At 70.1% G+C, this 18,825-nt stretch carries 15 protein-coding genes and 1 pseudogene; 7 read left to right on the top strand and 9 right to left on the bottom strand.

Annotated elements, in window-relative coordinates:
• Positions 1-50: 50 nt before the first annotated feature.
• Together ACH4SI_RS37225 and ACH4SI_RS37220 are read left to right on the top strand one after the other, a co-directional pair.
• Positions 51-1,739, top strand: coding sequence for an LCP family protein (locus ACH4SI_RS37225; protein WP_398303852.1), 1,689 nt, complete (start codon positions 51-53; stop codon positions 1,737-1,739).
• Positions 1,740-1,806: 67 nt separating this feature from the next.
• A complete protein-coding gene (locus ACH4SI_RS37220) occupies positions 1,807-3,435 on the top strand; it encodes an LCP family protein (protein WP_398303850.1) in 1,629 nt (542 codons plus the stop codon).
• Between the two features lie 68 nt (positions 3,436-3,503).
• Here the strand turns inward: ACH4SI_RS37220 and ACH4SI_RS37215 are convergent, their stop codons facing one another.
• Positions 3,504-4,529: a glycosyltransferase family 2 protein gene (locus ACH4SI_RS37215; RefSeq protein WP_398303848.1), complete on the bottom strand. Its 1,026-nt coding sequence runs from the start codon at positions 4,527-4,529 to the stop codon at positions 3,504-3,506.
• 213 nt (positions 4,530-4,742) lie between these two features.
• Between ACH4SI_RS37215 and ACH4SI_RS37210 the strand changes: the two genes are divergently transcribed.
• A complete protein-coding gene (locus ACH4SI_RS37210; protein WP_398303845.1) occupies positions 4,743-6,185 on the top strand; it encodes an LCP family protein in 1,443 nt (480 codons plus the stop codon).
• A 35-nt stretch (positions 6,186-6,220) separates the two neighbouring features.
• On the opposite strand, the gene ACH4SI_RS37205 is transcribed toward ACH4SI_RS37210, so the two are convergent.
• Entirely contained in the window at positions 6,221-6,772 is a 552-nt protein-coding gene (locus ACH4SI_RS37205; RefSeq protein WP_398303843.1) for an acyl-CoA thioesterase, read from the bottom strand.
• Between the two features lie 107 nt (positions 6,773-6,879).
• Here ACH4SI_RS37205 and ACH4SI_RS37200 point away from each other — a divergent pair, with 107 nt between their 5' ends.
• Positions 6,880-8,187, top strand: coding sequence for an LCP family protein (locus tag ACH4SI_RS37200; protein WP_398303841.1), 1,308 nt, complete (start codon positions 6,880-6,882; stop codon positions 8,185-8,187).
• Between the two features lie 79 nt (positions 8,188-8,266).
• Here the strand turns inward: ACH4SI_RS37200 and ACH4SI_RS37195 are convergent, their stop codons facing one another.
• Positions 8,267-9,430, bottom strand: a complete 1,164-nt coding sequence (locus tag ACH4SI_RS37195) for an acyl-CoA dehydrogenase (protein WP_398303839.1) — start codon at positions 9,428-9,430, stop codon at positions 8,267-8,269.
• A 167-nt stretch (positions 9,431-9,597) separates the two neighbouring features.
• Here ACH4SI_RS37195 and ACH4SI_RS37190 point away from each other — a divergent pair, with 167 nt between their 5' ends.
• Together ACH4SI_RS37190 and ACH4SI_RS37185 are read left to right on the top strand one after the other, a co-directional pair.
• Entirely contained in the window at positions 9,598-10,938 is a 1,341-nt protein-coding gene (locus ACH4SI_RS37190; protein WP_398303837.1) for a UDP-glucose dehydrogenase family protein, read from the top strand.
• 69 nt (positions 10,939-11,007) lie between these two features.
• A pseudogene (locus ACH4SI_RS37185) lies at positions 11,008-11,223 on the top strand (VOC family protein); the annotation flags it as partial.
• A 62-nt stretch (positions 11,224-11,285) separates the two neighbouring features.
• Here ACH4SI_RS37185 and ACH4SI_RS37180 read toward each other — a convergent pair.
• The 4 genes from ACH4SI_RS37180 to ACH4SI_RS37165 form a co-directional block, all read right to left on the bottom strand.
• Positions 11,286-12,713 carry an alkaline phosphatase family protein gene (locus ACH4SI_RS37180; RefSeq protein ID WP_398303835.1) on the bottom strand — a complete coding sequence of 476 codons (1,428 nt, stop codon included), beginning with the start codon at positions 12,711-12,713 and terminating at the stop codon, positions 11,286-11,288.
• A gap of 171 nt (positions 12,714-12,884) precedes the next feature.
• Positions 12,885-14,084, bottom strand: a complete 1,200-nt coding sequence (locus tag ACH4SI_RS37175) for a dipeptidase (RefSeq protein WP_398303832.1) — start codon at positions 14,082-14,084, stop codon at positions 12,885-12,887.
• Positions 14,085-14,282: 198 nt separating this feature from the next.
• Positions 14,283-14,819 carry a 5-(carboxyamino)imidazole ribonucleotide mutase gene (gene purE, locus ACH4SI_RS37170; RefSeq protein ID WP_398303830.1) on the bottom strand — a complete coding sequence of 179 codons (537 nt, stop codon included), beginning with the start codon at positions 14,817-14,819 and terminating at the stop codon, positions 14,283-14,285.
• Complete coding sequence (locus ACH4SI_RS37165; protein WP_398303828.1) at positions 14,816-15,955, bottom strand: 5-(carboxyamino)imidazole ribonucleotide synthase; 1,140 nt, start codon at positions 15,953-15,955, stop codon at positions 14,816-14,818. Before ACH4SI_RS37165 ends, purE begins: the two co-directional genes overlap by 4 nt.
• Before the next feature lie 177 nt (positions 15,956-16,132).
• Here ACH4SI_RS37165 and ACH4SI_RS37160 point away from each other — a divergent pair, with 177 nt between their 5' ends.
• Complete coding sequence (locus ACH4SI_RS37160) at positions 16,133-16,657, top strand: GtrA family protein (RefSeq protein ID WP_398303826.1); 525 nt, start codon at positions 16,133-16,135, stop codon at positions 16,655-16,657.
• Positions 16,658-16,682: 25 nt separating this feature from the next.
• Here ACH4SI_RS37160 and ACH4SI_RS37155 read toward each other — a convergent pair whose 3' ends face one another.
• Together ACH4SI_RS37155 and ACH4SI_RS37150 are read right to left on the bottom strand one after the other, a co-directional pair.
• Positions 16,683-17,933: an ATP-binding protein gene (locus ACH4SI_RS37155; protein ID WP_398303824.1), complete on the bottom strand. Its 1,251-nt coding sequence runs from the start codon at positions 17,931-17,933 to the stop codon at positions 16,683-16,685.
• Between the two features lie 22 nt (positions 17,934-17,955).
• Positions 17,956-18,636 (bottom strand): response regulator transcription factor, encoded by a 681-nt coding sequence (locus ACH4SI_RS37150; protein ID WP_055557617.1) that lies wholly within the window; start codon positions 18,634-18,636, stop codon positions 17,956-17,958.
• Positions 18,637-18,825 lie beyond the last annotated feature (189 nt).

Below are 18,825 nucleotides of genomic sequence, written 5' to 3'. Positions count from 1 at the left end.
GCCTTGAGGGGGAGGCGCCCGCGTGGCACCGACGGAGGACACAGGCGACCGTGGACGCGCAAGGCCATGGGCGGGACGGTGACATCGACCCCGCCGATCAATGGGTGTTCGACCCGAACACCGGCAACTACGAACTGCGGTTGAACCCTGCGGGGGAGACGGCCGCGGCCGCCGCATCCCCCTCGGCCCCCAGAACCACGGGCCGGCGCCGCGCCCCCGAGCCCGAGCCGCGGGGGCGCAGGCGGGCGGCGGGCAAGCGGGAACCGGAGAAGGCGGCGACTCCCGCGAGCAGGCGAAAGCCGAAGCCGAAGAAGTCGAAGACGAAGAAGGCGCTGTTCTGGGGTGCCGGCACCCTGGCCTTTGTGCTGGTCGGTGGCTCGGCCGCGGCGTACTTCGTCTACCAGCACCTCAACGGGAACATCAGCAAGGTCGACATCGGCGAGAACAACGCCGCGGTCTCCGACGGGCCGATGAACATCCTGCTGATCGGCACCGACCGGCGCGACGGCAAGGGGAACGAAGGCTACGGCGACGCGGGGAGCGTCGGCCATGCCGACACCACCCTCGTCATGCATGTCTCCAAGGACCGGACCAACGCGACGGTGCTGTCCATCCCCCGCGACATGATCACCGACATCCCGGACTGCGAGAGCAAGCAGGCGGACGGGAAGAAGAAGTTCATCCGGGGCCAGCAGGAGGCGCGCTTCAACACGAGCCTCGGGCAGGAGGGGCGCGACCCGGGCTGCACCATGAAGACGGCCGAGAAGATCACCGGGCTGGACATCACCCACTTCATGATGGCCGACTTCAACGCCGTGAAGTCGATGTCCACGGCGGTCGGCGGGGTCGACGTCTGCCTCGCCAAGGACATCGACGACCCCAAGTCGCATCTGAAGCTGAAGGCCGGCAACCACAACATCAAGGGCGAGCAGGCCCTGGCGTTCGTCAGGACCCGGCACTCCGTGGGCTTCGGCGGCGACCTGGACCGGATCAAGCTCCAGCAGCAGTTCCTCAGCTCCATGATGCGCAAGATGAAGGGGAACGGGACGCTCAGCAGCCCCAGCAAGATGTGGGGCCTGGCCAACACCGCCACCAAGGCGCTCACCGTGGACACCGGCATCGGCACCGTCGACAAGCTGGTCACGCTGGGGAAGGAACTCGGCAAGATCAACCTGAAGAACATGACCTTCACCACGGTTCCGGTCGTCGACAACACCGACGGCGCGACGGTGCTGCTCGACCAGACCAAGGCCGAGCCGCTGTTCGAGATGGTCCGGCAGGACGTGTCGCTGACCGAGGTGAAGCAGAAGGAGAAGGCGGCCAAGGACAAGCAGGCGGCCCGGCTGAAGGGGCCGAAGGCCGACGCGTCGGAGGTCCGGGCCAAGGTCCTCAACGGCAGCGGCCAGACGGGCGCCGCCCAGGAGACCCTCGACTGGATGCAGAACACCGAGGGGATGCCGCTGACGAGCAACGGCGGAAACGCTCCGGCAGATCTCGACAAGACTACTCTGGAGTACGCTCCCAACCAGGCGGACCAGGCACGCCGGCTGGCCGACAGCATGGGCTTGCCCGCGTCCGCGATGAAGGAAGGTACGAAGGACGCCGCCCCCAGGGCGGAGATGACGCTGACGCTCGGCGCCGACTTCAAGGGCGCGGGTGTTTCCATCTCCGCTCCGGCCAAGGCGCCGAAGGACATTCAGAAGGTCGAGGCCGACGACAAGAACGTCTGCGCCAAGTGACCACTCCCGGCCGTGAGCACGCTCGCCCATCGGTCCGGACGAGCACGGAAGTACGGGGAGGGGCCCGATGCGACAGAGCAGTGTGCGGGGGGAGAGACGGCGGCAAGCCGTACCCGAGCCTCGCAGCACCGGTGAGGATGACAGCCCGCCCGGAGCGGAAGGCCCCGCGTCGGACGACGCGGGGCGCCGCGGTGGCGGCAAACCTCTGGCGGCCAAGCGCGGCCGGGGACTACGGGTGGTGCGGTGGAGCGCCCTGACGCTCGCCGTGCTGATACTGGGCGCGGCAGCCGGCGGTTATCTGTACTACAACCACCTGAACGGCAATCTGCGGAAGGAAGCGCTCGACCTCGGCGACAGCAAGCTGGGCAAGCCCGAGCCGAACGCGGCCGGTCAGACCCCGCTGAACATCCTGCTGATCGGCTCGGACAGCCGTAACACCGCCGAGAACGTGAAGCTCGGCGGCGCCAAGCAGGACGCCGACCGCAAGCCGCTGGCCGACGTGCAAATGCTGGTGCACGTCTCGGCGGACCGCAGCAACATGTCGGTGGTCAGCATTCCGCGCGACACCCGGGTGACCATCCCCCGGTGCACCGACCCGAAGGACGGCCGTGTCTACCCGAAGACCGAGGCGGCGATCAACCAGTCGCTCCAGCACGGCGGTCCGGGCTGCACGGTGGCCACCTGGAAAGAACTGACCGGCATATACATCGATCACTTCATGATGATCGACTTCAGCGGGGTGGTCTCCATGGCGGACGCCGTCGGCGGCGTTCCGGTGTGTGTGAAGGCCAACGTCTACTCACACGACAGCAAGGGCCACGGCTCCGGGCTGCGGCTGACCAAGGGCACCCACTCCGTCAAGGGCATCCAGGCCCTCCAGTGGCTGCGGACCCGCTACGGCTTCGAGGACAACACCGACATCGGCCGGGCCAAGGCCCAGCACATGTACATGAGCTCGATGATCCGGCAGCTGAAGAAGGGCACCAAGCTCAGCGACCCGGGCAAGCTGATGGACCTCGCGGAGGCGGCCACCGACGCGCTGACCGTCGACCACGGCCTCGGCGACGTCAAGAAGCTCTACAACCTGGGCAACGACCTGAAGCGGGTGCCGACCGAGCGCACCACCATGGTCACGATGCCCTGGCAGTACAGCGCGGACGAGCAGTTCGTGGAGCCCAAGCCCGGCGACGCCGAGCAGACCTTCGCGCTGCTGCGCAACGACACGGCGCTGGACGGCAAGGACAAGAAGAAGCCCGACAAGACGCCGGCCCCCACCGCGCCCAAGGGCGAGGTGCCCGTCGTCGTGCAGAACGGCACCGCCTCCATGGTGTACGGGCCGGTCTCCGGCCGGGCCCGCGTGATCACCAATGAGCTGATGCGGCTCGGCTACACCAAGGCCACCCCGAACACGGTGCTCATCTCGCAGGCCGACACCACCGTGGCCTACCCCAGCGAGGCCGAGCAGGGCGACGCGCTCGCCGTGGCCAAGGCGCTGGGGCTGCCCAAGACCGCGGTGAAGTCCTCGAAGTCGGTGCAGGACGTGACCGTGGTGGTCGGCAACGACTGGCGTGCGGGCACGACCTACCCGAAGGCCGGGCCGGCGGCCGACGACGACAAGACGCCGGAGAGCGCCGACGCCCTCAACGGCGAGGACAAGAAGGCGTGCATGGCGGTCAACCCGAACTACACGTTCTGACGGCCTCCACCTTCTGACGGCACGACGAAGGGGCCGGACCACGTGGTCCGGCCCCTTCGCGTACGTGACTACGAGGTCCGGCTCGCCATGACCGCCGGGCGGCGGCTGGCGATGACCTTCTTGGCGAGCGCCCGCGGACTGGTCAGAAAGCCCCAGCCCCACGACATGTGCATGGTCGCCAGCGCCAGCGGGATCCGCACCCGCGCCCCCACCGGCAGCCCCTTGCCCGCCGGGAGCGAGCCCGCGACGATGGCCGCCAGATAGCCGCCCGGGACCAGGAAGCCCCACGGGGTGACGGCCGCGCCCACCACGGCACCCGCTGCGATGGCCACCACGGCGGTCGGCGGGGCGAGGTAGCGCAGGTTGATCGAGCCCTGGTGGAAGCGGGCGACGACATGGCGCCAGCGCCCGTAGTTCCGGTACTGCTTGGCCAGCTCCCGCACGTTCGGCCGCGGCCGGTACGAGACCTTCAGCTCGGGCGAGAACCAGACCAGCCCACCCGCCTCGCGGATCCGGAAGTTCAGCTCCCAGTCCTGGGCGCGGATGAACTCCTCGTTGTAGCCGCCCTGCTGCTCCAGCGCCTCACGGCGGAAGACGCCCAGGTAGACGGTGTCGGCGGGGGCCGCCTCGCCGCCGGTGTGGAAGGCGGCGTTGCCGACGCCGATCTTCGAGGTCATGGCGGCGGCCACGGCCCGCTCCCAGTCGTTCTCGCCCTCGGCGTGCATGATGCCGCCGACGTTCTGCGCGCCGGTCTCCTCCAGCAGCCGCACGGCGGTCGCGATGTAGTTCGGCGAGAGCATGCCGTGCCCGTCGACCCGCACCACCACGGGGTGGCGGGACGCCTTGATCGCGGCGTTCAGCGCGGCCGGGGTCCGGCCCGTGGGGTTGGGCACGGTGTTCACCCGCGGGTCCTCGGCGGCCAGCTCGGCGGCGATCTCTTCGGTGCGGTCCGCGGACGGGCCGACCGCGATCACCACCTCCATCTCACCGTCGTACTCCTGCTCCAGGATGTGCCGCACGGAGTTGCGCAGATGGCGTTCCTCATTGAGCACCGGCATGATCACGGAGACGGCCGGGAGCTGACGCGGGGGCATGGCACCTCGGGGTTTCGGGGGCGCCGGGCCCCCAGGAGACTGCAGTAGCGCGCCCACGTTACCGCGAATGGGGGCACCGGAACGCGCCGCCCGGGTGGCAGCGGGCGCTACGGGCGGCGTGGGGCGCCGGAACGCTCATCGTATGGCCGTACCGTGACAGCGGTTCCGACCCGCCAGCGCCCCGCCCGGGCCCGTTCACGGAGGTCTCCTTCGGTGAGTGCACCGGCCCGATCGACGCGCACCCCCCGCCCCCGGCCCCGCTCCGGCCGCCGCCGTCGTCGCTGGGGGCTGCGGATCGCCCTGTTCGTCGCGTGCCTCGTGCTGGCCATCAGCGCGATCGGGCATCTGCTGGTACGGGAGCTGGAATCCGGCATCCACCGGGTGGACGCCTTCCGCGGCCTGGACAACCGGCCGAAGAGCGCCGGCAGAGGCGTCAACTTCCTGGTCGTCGGCACCGACGGCCGGGACCGGATCACCCGGCAGGAGAAGGTGCTGTACCGGCTCGGCGGGGCGCCCTGCCACTGCACCGACACGATCATCCTGGTCCATCTGTCGGCGGACCGCCGCCGGGCCTCCGTGGTCAGCCTGCCCCGCGACTCGTACGCCGTGATCCCCGAGTACACCGGCCGGACCGGGAAGCGGCACCGCGCCCATCCGCAGCGGCTCAACGCCGCCTACGCCGAGGGCGGGCCCAGCCTGACCGTGCGCACCGTCGAGCATGCGACCGGGGTGCACATCGACCACTACCTGGAGGTCGACTTCACCAGCTTCATGAAGACCGTCGACGTGGTCGGCGGGGTGAAGGTGTGCACGTCCCGGCGGCTCAAGGACGACCACACCGGCCTCGACCTGACGGCCGGCAGCCATGTCCTGAACGGCGGCCAGGCGCTCCAGTACGTGCGCTCCCGGCACGCCGACGGCACCTCCGACCTCGGCCGGATCCAGCGCCAGCAGCGCTTCCTGGCCTCGGTGCTCCACCAGGCGGCGGCCAGCGGCATCCTGCTGAACCCGGTGCGGTTCAACGTCGTCGCCACCACCCTGCTGGGCTCGGTCCGCGCCGACCACGACTTCGGCGCGGAGGACCTGATGGCCCTGGGCCGGGCCATGAACGGCCTCACCCCGGCGTCCTCCGAGTTCGCCTCGGTCCCGGTGGTCCTGCCGGGGAAGCCGCTCAAGGGCGTCGGCTCCACGCTCCACTGGGACGGGCCGGCGGCCGAGCGGCTGTTCGACGCCATCCGCCAGGACCTGCCGCTGACCAGGCACCACGCGCGGCCCCGGGCCACCGTGGTCGACGTGGCTCCACAGCAGGTCCGGGTCCACGTACTGAACGGCACCGGGACGGCCGGGCTCGCCCGGCGCGCGGACCGCGCGCTGCACGCCACCGGCTTCGCCACCACCGGCTCCCCCGCCGACGCGGCCACCAAGGACGTGGCGCGCACCGTCATCACGTACGACCCGGTCTGGGACCACTCGGTGCGCACCCTGGCCGCCGCGCTGCCCGGCGCGCAGCTGAAGCCGGTGCCGAAGCAGGGCGGGGTGATGCAGGTCACGGTCGGCGCGGACTACAAGGACGTGCACCCGGTGCGCACCGAGGACCCGCGCAAGGACCGCCCCGGCATCACCGCCGTCACCGGCGACGAGGTCAGCTGCGCGTAGCGGCGGCTGCGCGTAGCCCCGGCGCTGATCGCGGCCTACAGCTCCTCGGGGGCCTCCGCGGCGCGCCGGGCGCGCAGTTCCTTGATCGCGCGGCGGCGGGCCAGCCGGTGGGTGCGACGGATCTCGGCCTCCTGGTAGCGCCGCTTGTCGCGCTCGGTCTCCGGTATGACCGGGGGTACGGGCCGGGGCTTGCCGTCGGCGTCGACCGCGGCGAAGACCAGATAGGCGCTGCCGACCTGGGTGGCGGGGGTGGACTCGTTCCAGCGCTCGGCCAGCACCCGCACCCCGACCTCCATCGAGGACCGTCCGGTCCAGTTGACCTGGGCCTTCACATGGACGAGATCGCCGACGCGGACCGGTTCCAGGAAGGCCATCTCGTCCATCGAGGCGGTGACCGCGGGGCCCTCGGAGTGCCGTCCGGCGACCGCCCCGGCGGCGTCGTCGACGAGCTTCATGATCACGCCGCCGTGGACCGTGCCGAGGAGGTTGGTGTCGCTGCCGGTCATGATGTGCGACAGGGTGGTGCGCGAGGCGGACGTGGGCTTGCCCGGAAGATCCACATCCACGCCCTGGGCCTGTTTGGTCATGCCGTCCACCATATGCGGGCCGGCTTCTTATCAGCTCTGCAACAGCCATGCCCCGATCCGGCACCTGCCCTGTAAGACAGCGGGTCCGACCAGGCACACTGCCATACATGAGCGATTGGCCCCAGGGTTGGACCGGTGACCGCAACGACCGGTACGGAGGCGGCAGCGGTAACCCCCAGCCAGAGGGTGCCCGCTCGATGCCGCAGGTGCGCCGGGCGGCGCCGGGCGGCGGGCCGCAGCCCGCCGAGCCGCCGATGCCCCCTGAGTTCTCGCCGCGGGGGAACGTTCCGCGGCCCTCGCCGAGCTATGACGACTACGGCGGCCATGGCGGCGACGGCTACAACACCGGCCAGGTCTACGGCGGCGGCCGTGGCCCCGACGGGCCGGGTAGGGGCGGCGGACGCGGCGGCGCGCGGAGGGGCGGACCGGTGAACTGGAAGCGCCGGATAACCATCGGCCTGGTCACCCTGGTCGTGGTGCTGCTCGCGGTCGGCATCGGCACCTACTTCTGGGCCGACGGCAAGCTCAAGCGCGACGTCGACCTCAGCAAGGTCGAGGACCGGCCGACCGGCGGCAAGGGCACCAACTACCTGATCGTCGGTTCGGACAGCCGTGAGGGCATGTCCGCCGAGGACAAGAAGAAGCTGCACACCGGCTCCGCCGAGGGCCGCCGCACCGACTCCATGATCCTGCTCCACGTCGGTGAGAACGGGAACACCATGGTCAGCCTCCCGCGTGACTCCTGGGTCACCATCCCGGCCTTCACCGGCTCGTCGAGCGGCAACCGGATCCCGCAGAGTCAGAACAAGCTGAACGCGTCGTACTCCTCCGAGGGCCCTGAGCTGCTCACCCGGACCATCGAGTACAACACGGGCCTGAAGATCGACCACTATGCGGAGATCGGCTTCGACGGCTTCGCCAAGATCGTCGACGGGGTCGGCGGGGTCGACATCAACATCCCGCAGGACATGAAGGACAAGAAGTCCGGCAACGACCTCAAGAAGGGCGAGCAAACCCTCAACGGCCAGCAGGCGCTCGCCTTCGTACGACAGCGCTACGGACTCGCGGGCGGCGACCTGGACCGCACCAGGAACCAGCAGAAGTTCCTGTCCGCACTGGCCAACAAGGCGGCCTCGCCGAGCACGGTCATGAACCCCTTCAAGCTCTACCCGATGATGGGCGCCGGCCTGGACAGCCTGATCGTCGACAAGGACATGAGCCTGTGGGACCTGAAGGACATGTTCTTCGCGATGAAGAGCGTCTCCGGCGGTGAGGGCAAGCAGATGAACATGCCCGTCTCCAACCCCGGCCTGTCCACTCCCAAGGGCAGCGCGGTCCAGTGGGACATGCCCAAGGTCAAGCAGCTGGTGGGCGAGCTGAAGAACGACGAGACGGTCACGGTCTCCGGCAACTGACCGGGACGCCGAACCGCGTACATCAGCAAGGGGGCGGGGGCATCGCGCGCGATGCCCCCGCCCCCTTGAATCCCGAGCCCTACGGCAGGTTGCGCGCCATGACGATGCGCTGGACCTGGTTCGTTCCTTCGTAGATCTGCGTAATTTTCGCGTCGCGCATCATGCGCTCGACCGGGTAGTCGCGGGTGTAGCCGTAGCCGCCGAGGAGCTGGACGGCGTCCGTGGTGATCTCCATCGCGGCGTCGGAGGCGTAGCACTTGGCGGCGGCGCCGAAGAAGGTCAGGTCGGCGTCGACGCGCTCGGACTTGGCGGCGGCCGAGTAGGTCAGCTGGCGCGCGGCCTCCAGCTTCATGGCCATGTCGGCGAGCATGAACTGGACGCCCTGGAAGTCGGCGATGGGCTTGCCGAACTGCTTGCGCTCCTGGACGTAGCCCTTGGCGTAGTCGAGGGCGCCCTGCGCGATGCCGAGGGCCTGGGCGGCGATGGTGATGCGGGTGTGGTCGAGGGTCTTCATGGCGGTGGCGAAGCCGGTGCCCTCGGCGCCGATCATGCGGTCGGCGGGGATGCGGACGTTGTCGAGGTAGACCTCGCGCGTCGGCGAGCCCTTGATGCCGAGCTTCTTCTCCGGGGCGCCGAAGGAGACGCCCTCGTCGGACTTCTCCACGACGAACGCGGAGATGCCCTTGGACCGCGCCGAAGGATCGGTGACGGCCATCACCGTGTAGTAGTCGGAGACCCCGGCGTTGGTGATCCAGCGCTTGACGCCGTTGAGGACGAAAGAGTCGCCGTCGCGCACCGCCTTGGTCTTCATGCCGGCCGCGTCGGAGCCCGCGTCCGGCTCGGAGAGACAGTACGAGAACATCGCGTCGCCCTTGGCGAGCGGGCCCAGGTACTTCTTCTTCAGCTCCTCGGAGCCGGACAGGATGACCGGCAGCGAGCCCAGCTTGTTGACCGCGGGGATCAGGGAGGAGGAGGCGCACACCCGGGCGACCTCCTCGATGACGATCACGGTCGCGAGCGCGTCGGCGCCGGCGCCGCCGTACGACTCGGGGACGTGCACCGCGTGCAGATCACTGGCGACCAGGGAGTCCAGGGCTTCCTGCGGGAAGCGGGCCTCCTCGTCGACCTCGGCGGCGAAGGGGGCTATTTTCGCCTCGGCGAGTGAGCGGACCGAGTCACGGAGCATGTCGTGCTCCTCGGACGGCCGGTACAGGTCGAAGTCTGCGTTTCCCGAGGACGCCAAGGTCTTCTCACTCCCCTATGATGCTAACTACCGTTAAGTAACTGAATTCTAGGGCCGCCGCCCCTCCTCGTATACGTGAGTTACCCGACAGGAGACGGCTGAGCCCTGCCGGAGGTGCCGACTATGCTCAGGCAGCGCATCTGAGACCGACGCTTCTGGAGCACCACATGGCCCTCAAGATCACCGTGATCGGCACCGGCTACCTGGGCGCGACCCACGCCGCTGCCATGGCCGAGCTGGGCTTCGAGGTGCTGGGGCTCGACATCGTGCCCGAGAAGATCGCGATGCTCTCCGAGGGCCGGGTGCCCATGTACGAACCGGGGCTGGAAGATCTGCTGAAACGGCATGTGGCGGGCGCCCCGGGCGCGACCGGGCGGCTGCGGTTCACCAGCTCCTACGAGGAGGCCGGGCAGTTCGGCGACGTCCACTTCATCTGTGTGAACACCCCGCAGAAGCACGGCGAGTACGCGTGTGACATGCGTTACGTCGACAACGCCGTGGAATCGCTCGCCGCCCATCTGCACCGCCCGGCGCTGGTCGTCGGCAAGTCCACCGTCCCGGTCGGCAGCGCGGACCGGCTCGCGGCGCGGCTCGCCGAGCTGGCCCCGGCCGGAGCGGACGCCGAGTTGGCGTGGAACCCGGAGTTCCTGCGCGAGGGCTTCGCCGTCGAGGACACGCTGCACCCGGACCGGATCGTGATCGGGGTCACCAGCGACCGCTCCGAGAAGGTGCTGCGGGAGGTGTACGCGACGCCGATCGCGGAGGGGTCGCCGTTCGTGGTGACGGACTTCCCGACCGCCGAGCTGGTGAAGAGCTCGGCGAACTCCTTCCTCGCCACGAAGATCTCGTTCATCAACGCCATGGCCGAGGTGTGCGAGGCGGCGGGCGGCGACGTGGTCAAGCTCGCCGAGGCCATCGGCTACGACGATCGCATCGGCGCCAAGTTCCTGCGGGCCGGGATCGGCTTCGGCGGCGGCTGTCTGCCCAAGGACCTCCGCGCCTTCATGGCCCGCGCCGGTGAACTCGGCGCGGACCAGGCCCTGACCTTCCTCCGCGAGATCGACTCGATCAACATGCGGCGCCGCGGCCACATGGTCGAGCTGGCCCGCGAGGCGGTCGGCGGGAGCTTCCTCGGCAAGCGGGTGGCGGTGCTGGGCGCCACGTTCAAGCCGGACTCCGACGACGTACGGGACTCCCCCGCGCTCAACGTGGCCGGGCAGATACAGCTCCAGGGCGCCCAGGTGACCGTGTTCGACCCCAAGGGCATGGACAACGCCCGCGCCCTCTTCCCGACGCTCGCCTACGCCCCCAGCGCCCTGGAGGCGGCCCGGGGCGCCCATGCGGTGCTGCACCTGACCGAGTGGCGCGAGTTCCGCGAGCTGGACCCGGTGGGCCTGGGCGAGATGGTCGCCGAGCGCCGCATCCTCGACGGTCGCAACGCCCTCGACCCCGACTACTGGCGCGACGCCGGCTGGACCTACCGCGCGCTCGGCCGCCCGATGGCATAGCTCCGCTGTGCGGCTCCGCTGTTCGACGGGTCCCGGTTCGGTCAACCCGGGTCCGGGACCCGAGGAGGAGCCATGGCCGAGGCGCCCGGCTTCGTCCCGCCGAGCCGGCCGTCGGCGAAGGAGTCGCAGCAGCTGCACCTCGATCTCGATGTGACCGACATGGCAGAGGCGCAGGAGCAGGTGCTGGCGCTGGGGGCGCGGCCGCTGGACCTCGACGACGGGGGCGGAAAGCGGGATTTCCGGGTCTTCGCCGACCCGGCGGGGCACCCCTTCTGCCTGATCCGCCCTGACGCCCGGAAACCGTCCGCTCCCACCGCAGGGCGCCGGTGGGAGCGGAGCGGGCGCGTTCAGCGGCGGGGGCGGCTGCCCTTCTCCTGCTCCGGCGGAGTCTGGTCGGCGCCCGGGAGCGTGGGCTTGGGGAGGGTTTCGACCTCCTCCTTGGCCTTCTCCAGCTGCTCGGCGGTGTCGTCCGGCAGCTCCGGCGGCTCCGGTGCGGCGTCGCCGAAGCCGAAGGCCGAGGTGAGGTCGCCGAACGTACGGCGGCGCCACTCGCTGATGTTGGGCTCCTTGACGCCCGTCAGCCGCTCCAGGAACTGGAGCACCGAGGTGTGGTCGAACGCCTCGCCCGCGGCCCAGCCGCCCACCGTCCACGGCGAGACGATGAGGCACGGTACCCGGAAGCCGCCGCCGATCGGCAGGCCGCCCACGTACTCGTCCACGGTCCCGGCCTTGGGGGTGGGCGGCGGCACGTGGTCGAACAGGCCGTCGTTCTCGTCGTAGTTGAGGATGAAGACGGTCTTGCGCCATACGTCCGGGTTGGACGCGATGGCCTCGATCTTGGAGGCCACGTAGTCGGCGCCGGCCGCCGGGAGGTAGTCCGGGTGCTCGGAGACCTCGGCGGTCGGGATGATCCAGGAGACGGTCGGCAGCCGGTCGTCACGGGCGTCCTCCTCGAACGTCCCGGCGGGGCTGTGCACCATGCCGCGGTCGTACAGGGGGTCGCCCGGCCTGGCGTCCTGGAACTGCTGGAACTCCTCCAGGAGGTTGCAGCCGTAGTTGTCCTCCTCCTGGTACACCTTCCAGCTGACGCCCGCCCTCTGGAGGCGCTCGGCGTACGTCGTCCAGCGGTACGGCGTGGGCGCCTTGTTCTCCAGGACCGGGCCACCCTTCACCCCGGCCGGGTCGATGGTGCCCGTCATCCAGTACAGCCGGTTGGGCCAGGTGGGGCCGAAGACCGAGCAGAAGTAGTTGTCGCAGACGGTGAACGCCTCGGCCAGGGCGAACTGGAACGGGATGTCCTCACGGGTGTGGTAGCCCATGACGTACGGCCCGTTCTCGCCGTCGGCCTTGCGGTGGGCCGGGAGCCACTTGTCCATGGCGCCCTTGTTCCACGCCTCGTGCTGCACCGACCAGGCGTGGCTGGTGGAGGGGATCGCCTGGGCGCTCGTGGAGTGGGTGTCCAGGTGGAACGGGAGGAGGTAGCCGTCCGGGTTCTCCTCGTCCGGCTGGTGGAAGACCGACTTGCCGGTGGAGAGCGTCAGGGCGTCCGGGTCGGCGAACCCGCGCACTCCTTTGAGGGTGCCGAAGTAGTGGTCGAACGAGCGGTTTTCCTGCATCAGCAGGACGACGTGCTCGATGTCGTCGAGCGAGCCGCCCTTGGCCGGCCCGGCGGCTATCGCCTGCTGCACGCTCGGCGGCAGGAGCGTCATGGCCGCGCCCGCGCCGAGCGAGCCGGCGGCGGCACCGAGGAGCCTACGGCGGGTGAAGTCGGGCATAACGCCTCTTTCCCGAATCTATGCATGAGAGATCGTCAGACCGCTGTCGACTCTCTCGCCATGCCGGCGACGGGGAAGAGACGAATTACGTGAACGATGCATCAACACATCGCAAATCCACCAAGCCCCGGTAAAGGGGCGGTTGGCGGTACAGCCAGGATCAGGCCGGGGTCAGGCGCCGGGGGTGCCGTCCAGGTCGTCGATGGTCGCGATGGACGGCCCCCGGACCGCGCGCAGCCCGCGCGCCGCGGCCTCGGCGTCGCGCAGCACCCGGACGGCGTTCTGCCAGGTCAGCTTGGCGAGTTCGGTCTCCGACCAGTGGCGGCCCAGGAGTTCCGCGATGAGGTTCGGATAGCCCGCGACGTCGTCCAGGCCGGACGGGGTGAAGGCGGTGCCGTCGAAGTCGCCGCCGATGCCGATGTGGTCGACGCCCGCCACCTCGCGCATATGGTCGAGGTGGTCGGCGACGGTGGCCGCGGTTGCCATCGGCCGCGGGCGGGCCTTCTCGAAGGCGCGCTGCACCTTCTTCGCGGCCTCCGTCAGCTCCAGCGGATGCAGCCCGTGTGCGCGCATGTTCTCGTCCGCCGCCTTCGTCCAGGCGACCGCCTCCGGCAGCACGAACTTCGGCACGAACGTGGCCATCGCCACGCCGCCGTTGGCGGGCAGCGCGGCAAGGACGTCGTCCGGGACGTTGCGCGGATGGTCGCAGACGGCGCGGGCGGAGGAGTGCGAGAAGACGACGGGCGCCTCGCTCACCCGGAGCGCGTCGCGCATCGTGTCGGCCGATACGTGGGACAGGTCGACCAGCATGCCGAGCCGGTTCATCTCGCGGACGACCTCCTCGCCGAAGCGGGTGAGGCCGTGCGCCCTCGGCTCGTCCGTCGCCGAGTCCGCCCAGGGGGTGTTGTCGTTGTGGGTGAGCGTCATGTAGCGCACCCCGAGGTCGTACAGGGCGCGGAGGGTGGCCAGCGAGCAGTTGATGCTGTGGCCGCCCTCGGCGCCCATGAGCGACGCGATCCGGCCCTCGGCGCGGGCCGCCTCCATGTCGTCGGCCGTGAACGACAGCCGGAGGTCTTCGGGGTAGCGCTCGGTCAGACGGCGTACGACGTCGATCTGTTCGAGGGTCGCGCTGACGGCGGTGTCGCCGCTGAGGTCGGTGCGTACGAACACCGACCAGAACTGGGCGCCGACACCGCCCTTGCGGAGGCGGGGGATGTCGGTGTGGGTGCGCTCGCTCTGGTCTTCGGCGATGTCGAGGCGGTCGAGGTCGTAGCGGACCTGCTCGCGCAGGGCCCAGGGGAGGTCGTTGTGGCCGTCCACGACGGGGTGGGTGGCCAGCAGTTCACGGGCGTGCGCGAGGTGATCGGTCATCCGGGCATTTTCGCCCGGGGCGCCCGTCGAAGTCACGCGTGCGATGCGCCTGGCGGCGGGCCTGTCCCCCACTCCGCCCCTTCCCGCAGCACCGGATATGCGGGAAGGGGCGGGGTGGGGACAGAAGCCGGCCGCGGGCCCCGGACCGCGGATCCGGGCGGGGGCCCGGGGCCTGCCCCGGTTCGGGAAGGGGAGCGCTCAGCGGCCGTGGGCGAAGCCGAAGGACGGGGCGCCGTCCACCTTGGCGCGGAGGCGCTTGCCCTTTTCGGTGGCCTGTTCGTTCAGCTCGTCCTGGAACTCCCGCATCCGCCCCTGCAGCTCCGCGTCATGGGCGGCGAGGATGCGGGCGGCCAGGAGCCCCGCGTTGCGGGCGCCGCCGATGGAGACCGTGGCGACGGGGACGCCCGCGGGCATCTGGACGATGGAGAGGAGCGAGTCCATGCCGTCCAAGTACTTCAGCGGGACCGGCACGCCGATCACCGGCAGCGGGGTCACCGAGGCGAGCATGCCCGGGAGGTGGGCGGCGCCGCCGGCGCCCGCGATGATGGCCTTCAGGCCGCGGGGGGCGGCGTTCTCGCCGTACGCGACCATCTCGCGCGGCATCCGGTGGGCGGAGACGACGTCCACCTCGTACGGGATCTCGAACTCGTCGAGGGCCTTGGCCGCTTCTTCCATGACCGGCCAGTCGGAGTCGGAGCCCATGACGATGCCGATCGCGGGCACAGGAGCGCTCATTCGGTGATGGTCCCTCGGAGGTAGTCGGCGGCGTGGCGGCCGCGCTCGCGGACGTCGGCCAGGTCGTCGCCGTAGGTGTTGACGTGGCCGACCTTGCGGCCGGGCTTCACGCCCTTGCCGTACATGTGGATCTTCAGCGCGGGATCACGGGCCATGCAGTGCAGGTACGCCGCGTACATGTCGGGGTATTCGCCGCCGAGGACGTTGGTCATGACGGTCCAGGTCTCCCGGGTCCGCGGGTCGCCGAGCGGCAGGTCGAGCACCGCACGCACATGGTTGGCGAACTGGGAGGTGACGGCGCCGTCCTGGGTCCAGTGGCCGGAGTTGTGCGGGCGCATCGCCAGTTCGTTGACGAGGATGCGGCCGTCCCGGGTCTCGAACAGCTCGACCGCGAGGTGGCCGACGACACCCAGCTCCGCCGCGATCTTCAGCGCCAGCTCCTGGGCCTGGGCGGAGAGCGCCTCGGAGAGACCGGGGGCGGGGGCGATGACGGTGTCACAGACGCCGTCCACCTGTATCGACTCCACGACGGGGTAGGCGACGGCCTGGCCGTGCGGGGAGCGCACGACGTTGGCGGCCAGCTCGCGGGCGAAGTCGACCATTTCCTCGGCGAGGACGGGGACCCCGGCCCGGAACGGTTCGGCGGCGTCCTCCGCGGCGCGGACGACCCACACGCCCTTGCCGTCGTAGCCGCCGCGCACCGTCTTGAGGACGACCGGGAAGCCGTCACCCTCCTGGGCGAACCGCGCGACGTCCTCCGGGTCCGTCACGATGCGGTGGCGTGGGCACGGCACCCCGGCCGCGCGCAGCCGCTCGCGCATCACGCCCTTGTCCTGCGCGTGCAGCAGGGCCTCGATACCCGGACGGATGACGACGCCGTCCGCCTCCAGCGCGCGCAGATGCTCGGCCGGGACGTGTTCGTGGTCGAACGTGACCACATCACAGCCTTGTGCGAACGCACGAAGCGTCTCCAGGTCGCGGTAGTCGCCGATGACGACATCGCTGACCACTTGGGCCGCCGAGTCCTGGGGAGTGTCACTGAGCAGCTTGAACCTGATGCCGAGGGGGATGCCCGCCTCGTGGGTCATGCGGGCGAGCTGGCCGCCGCCGACCATGCCGACTACCGGAAATGTCACCCTCCAAGGGTAACTTCTCGCCACGACCGCCCCCGACCTGCACTTGGATGATCCTCCAGAGAGTCCTCCGGATATTCACACCGGACTCATGTTCGTGGCCTCCCGGCGCGTGTCCCCAGCGCTGGTTAGCATGGGGAGATGTTGTCGATGCTGACGAAACGGGGCTGAACGATCACCATGAGTGAACGACGCATGCTCGGCGGGCTGAGCACCCAGGTGGGGCGGCTCGCCCGGGAGATCGCGAAGTTCGGGGTGGTCGGTGGCGCCGGCGTCTTCGTCAACCTCGCCGTCTTCAACGTGGTTCGCGGCGTCACCGAGTTGCCGGTGGTGCGGGCGAGCATCGTGGCGACGGTGGTCGCGACCTGCTTCAACTACGTGGGCTACCGGTACTTCACCTACCGCGACCGGGACAAGCAGGGGCGCACCAAGGAGCTCAGCCTGTTCCTGCTGTTCAGCGCGATCGGCCTGATCATCGAGAACGGGGTGCTCTACACGGCGACGTACGGCTTCGGCTGGGACAGCTCGCTGGCGAGCAACGTCTTCAAGTTCCTCGGCATCGGCATCGGCACCCTCTTCCGCTTCTGGTCCTACCGGACCTGGGTGTTCCGGGCGCTGCCCGCGCGGGAGGCGGTGGAGAGCGCGGAGGCGTTCCTCACGGAGGCGCCGTCGGGCCGCACCGGCGAGCAGCCGGTCCGCAAGTAACGCCGCGAAGAACTCGGCAAGCAGCTCAGGAGGGGCGGACGTCCTCCGCCACGCGGCTCAGGAAGAGCGCGAACACCGGCGGATGCGGCTGCAGAAGCTCCAGCCGGCCCCCGTCCGCCTCCGCCAGGTCGCGGGCGACCGCGAGGCCGAGCCCGGTGGAGTTCCGTCCGCTGACGGTCCGTTCGAAGACCCGCGCGCCGAGGTCGGGCGGCACGCCCGGGCCCTCGTCCGTGACCTCCACCACCGCCTGGTTGCCGGTGACGCGGGTGCGCAGCGCGACCGTACCGTCGCCGTGCATCAGCGAGTTCTCGATGAGCGTCGCGAGCACCTGGGCGACCGCGCCCGGGGTGCCGACCGCCCGCAGCCCCTTCTTGCCGGAGCGCACGATCGCGCGCCCCTCACTGCGGGAGGCCGGGCGCCACTCCTCGATCTGCTGCTTGACCACCTCGTCCAGGTCGAAGGCGACCGCGGAGCCGCTGCGCGGGTCGCGCGAGTTCGTCAGCAGCCGCTGGACGACGTCGGTGAGCCGCTCGACCTGGCCCAGCGCGATCGACGCCTCCTCCTTGACGATCTCCGGGTCGTCGGTGAGCGTGATCTCCTCCAGCCGCATGGACAGCGCCGTCAGCGGCGTCCGCAGCTGGTGCGAGGCGTCGGCCGCGAGCCGCCGCTCGGCGGTGAGCATCCGGGCGATGCGCTCGGCGCTCGCGTCCAGGACATCGGCGACCCGGTCCAGTTCGGGCACCCCGTAGCGGCGGTGGCGCGGCCGTGGGTCGCCGGAGCCCAGCCGCTCGGCGGTCTCGGCGAGGTCGGTGAGCGGCGCGGAGAGCCGGTGTGCCTGCCGTACGGCGAGGAAGACCGCGGCGAGGACGGCGAGCAGCGCCACCGCCAGGATGATCAGCATGGTGCGGCCGATCTCGCGGCTCACCGTCGTACGGGACGCCTCGACCCGTACCGTCTCGCCCTGCTCGCCGCGCTCCTGGGAGGAGATGACGCTGCCTTCGGGGCGCTCGCCGATCTCGACGTCCGGGTGGTGCGGGATCGTGATCAGGGCGTAGCGCCCGGGTTCGATCTGCTCGCGCAGCACCTTGTGGGTGACGCCCTCGCCACCGAGCAGCCTGCTGTCGACGATGCTGACGAGCCGCACCGCGTCCGAGCTGACGCTCTCCTGGGCGCTGTCCTCGATGGTCCGGGTCTCGACGATGACGAGCGAGACGCCGAAGACGGCGATGACGACGAGCACCACGGCGAGCGTGGAGTTGATCAAGCGACGGCGCATGGCCCTACCGTGTCAGCCATCGTCAGCTTTTCTCGAACCTGAAGCCGACGCCCCGGACGGTGGCGATGTAACGGGGGTTGGCGGCGTCGTCCCCGAGCTTCTTGCGCAGCCAGGAGATGTGCATGTCGAGCGTCTTGGTGGAGGACCACCAGGTGGTGTCCCACACCTCGCGCATCAGCTGGTCGCGGGTGACCACCCGGCCGGCGTCCCTGACCAGGACCCGCAGCAGGTCGAACTCCTTCGCGGTCAGCTGCAGCTCCTCCTCGCCCATCCACGCGCGGTGCGACTCGACGTCGATGCGCACCCCGTGGGTGGCGGGCGCCTGGGCCTGGGTCTCGACGGCGCCGCGGCGCAGCAGGGCCCGGACGCGGGCGAGCAGCTCGGCGAGGCGGAAGGGCTTGGTGACGTAGTCGTCGGCGCCGGCGTCCAGGCCGACCACGGTGTCCACCTCGTCGGCGCGGGCGGTGAGCACCAGCACCGGGAAGCCGTGGCCCTCGGTGCGCAGCCGGCGACAGACCTCCAGCCCGTCCATTCCGGGCAGTCCGAGGTCGAGGACGAGCAGATCGACGCCTCCTTGCAGACCGGCGTCGAGCGCGGTGGGTCCGTCCTCCCGCACCTCCACCTCGTACCCCTCACGGCGCAGGGCGCGGGCGAGGGGCTCCGAGATCGATGCGTCATCCTCGGCGAGCAAAACTCGGGTCATGAGGTGATGGTAGTCCGCTTGAGTTCGCGTAAGGGGCGCGCAGGTCACGACGGCGGAAGCACGACCGGCTGCGCGCCCTTTCGTGATCCATGTCTCACCCGAGAGTGTCAAGTGCGTGTCGTATGGTGAAGCAACGTCTGTAGCACTCCTCCGGGACCTTTGATGTTCGACGCGCCGAAGGTCTCTCTC

This window comes from Streptomyces sp. NPDC021212 (assembly GCF_044332925.1).
Classification (GTDB): Bacteria; Actinomycetota; Actinomycetes; order Streptomycetales; family Streptomycetaceae; genus Streptomyces.
This window is presented reverse-complemented; position numbering and strand designations above follow the sequence as displayed.

Bases quoted from the DNA above. Each gene is read 5' to 3' on its own strand.
- ACH4SI_RS37220 (WP_398303850.1), top strand. From the start codon at position 1,807: ATGCGACAGAGCAGTGTGCGGGGGGAGAGACGGCGGCAAGCCGTACCC.
- ACH4SI_RS37215 (WP_398303848.1), bottom strand. From the start codon at position 4,529: ATGCCCCCGCGTCAGCTCCCGGCCGTCTCCGTGATCATGCCGGTGCTC.
- ACH4SI_RS37205 (WP_398303843.1), bottom strand. From the start codon at position 6,772: ATGACCAAACAGGCCCAGGGCGTGGATGTGGATCTTCCGGGCAAGCCC.
- ACH4SI_RS37200 (WP_398303841.1), top strand. From the start codon at position 6,880: ATGAGCGATTGGCCCCAGGGTTGGACCGGTGACCGCAACGACCGGTAC.
- ACH4SI_RS37190 (WP_398303837.1), top strand. From the start codon at position 9,598: ATGGCCCTCAAGATCACCGTGATCGGCACCGGCTACCTGGGCGCGACC.
- ACH4SI_RS37180 (WP_398303835.1), bottom strand. From the start codon at position 12,713: ATGCCCGACTTCACCCGCCGTAGGCTCCTCGGTGCCGCCGCCGGCTCG.
- ACH4SI_RS37175 (WP_398303832.1), bottom strand. From the start codon at position 14,084: ATGACCGATCACCTCGCGCACGCCCGTGAACTGCTGGCCACCCACCCC.
- purE (WP_398303830.1), bottom strand. From the start codon at position 14,819: ATGAGCGCTCCTGTGCCCGCGATCGGCATCGTCATGGGCTCCGACTCC.
- ACH4SI_RS37160 (WP_398303826.1), top strand. From the start codon at position 16,133: ATGAGTGAACGACGCATGCTCGGCGGGCTGAGCACCCAGGTGGGGCGG.
- ACH4SI_RS37155 (WP_398303824.1), bottom strand. From the start codon at position 17,933: ATGCGCCGTCGCTTGATCAACTCCACGCTCGCCGTGGTGCTCGTCGTC.
- ACH4SI_RS37150 (WP_055557617.1), bottom strand. From the start codon at position 18,636: ATGACCCGAGTTTTGCTCGCCGAGGATGACGCATCGATCTCGGAGCCC.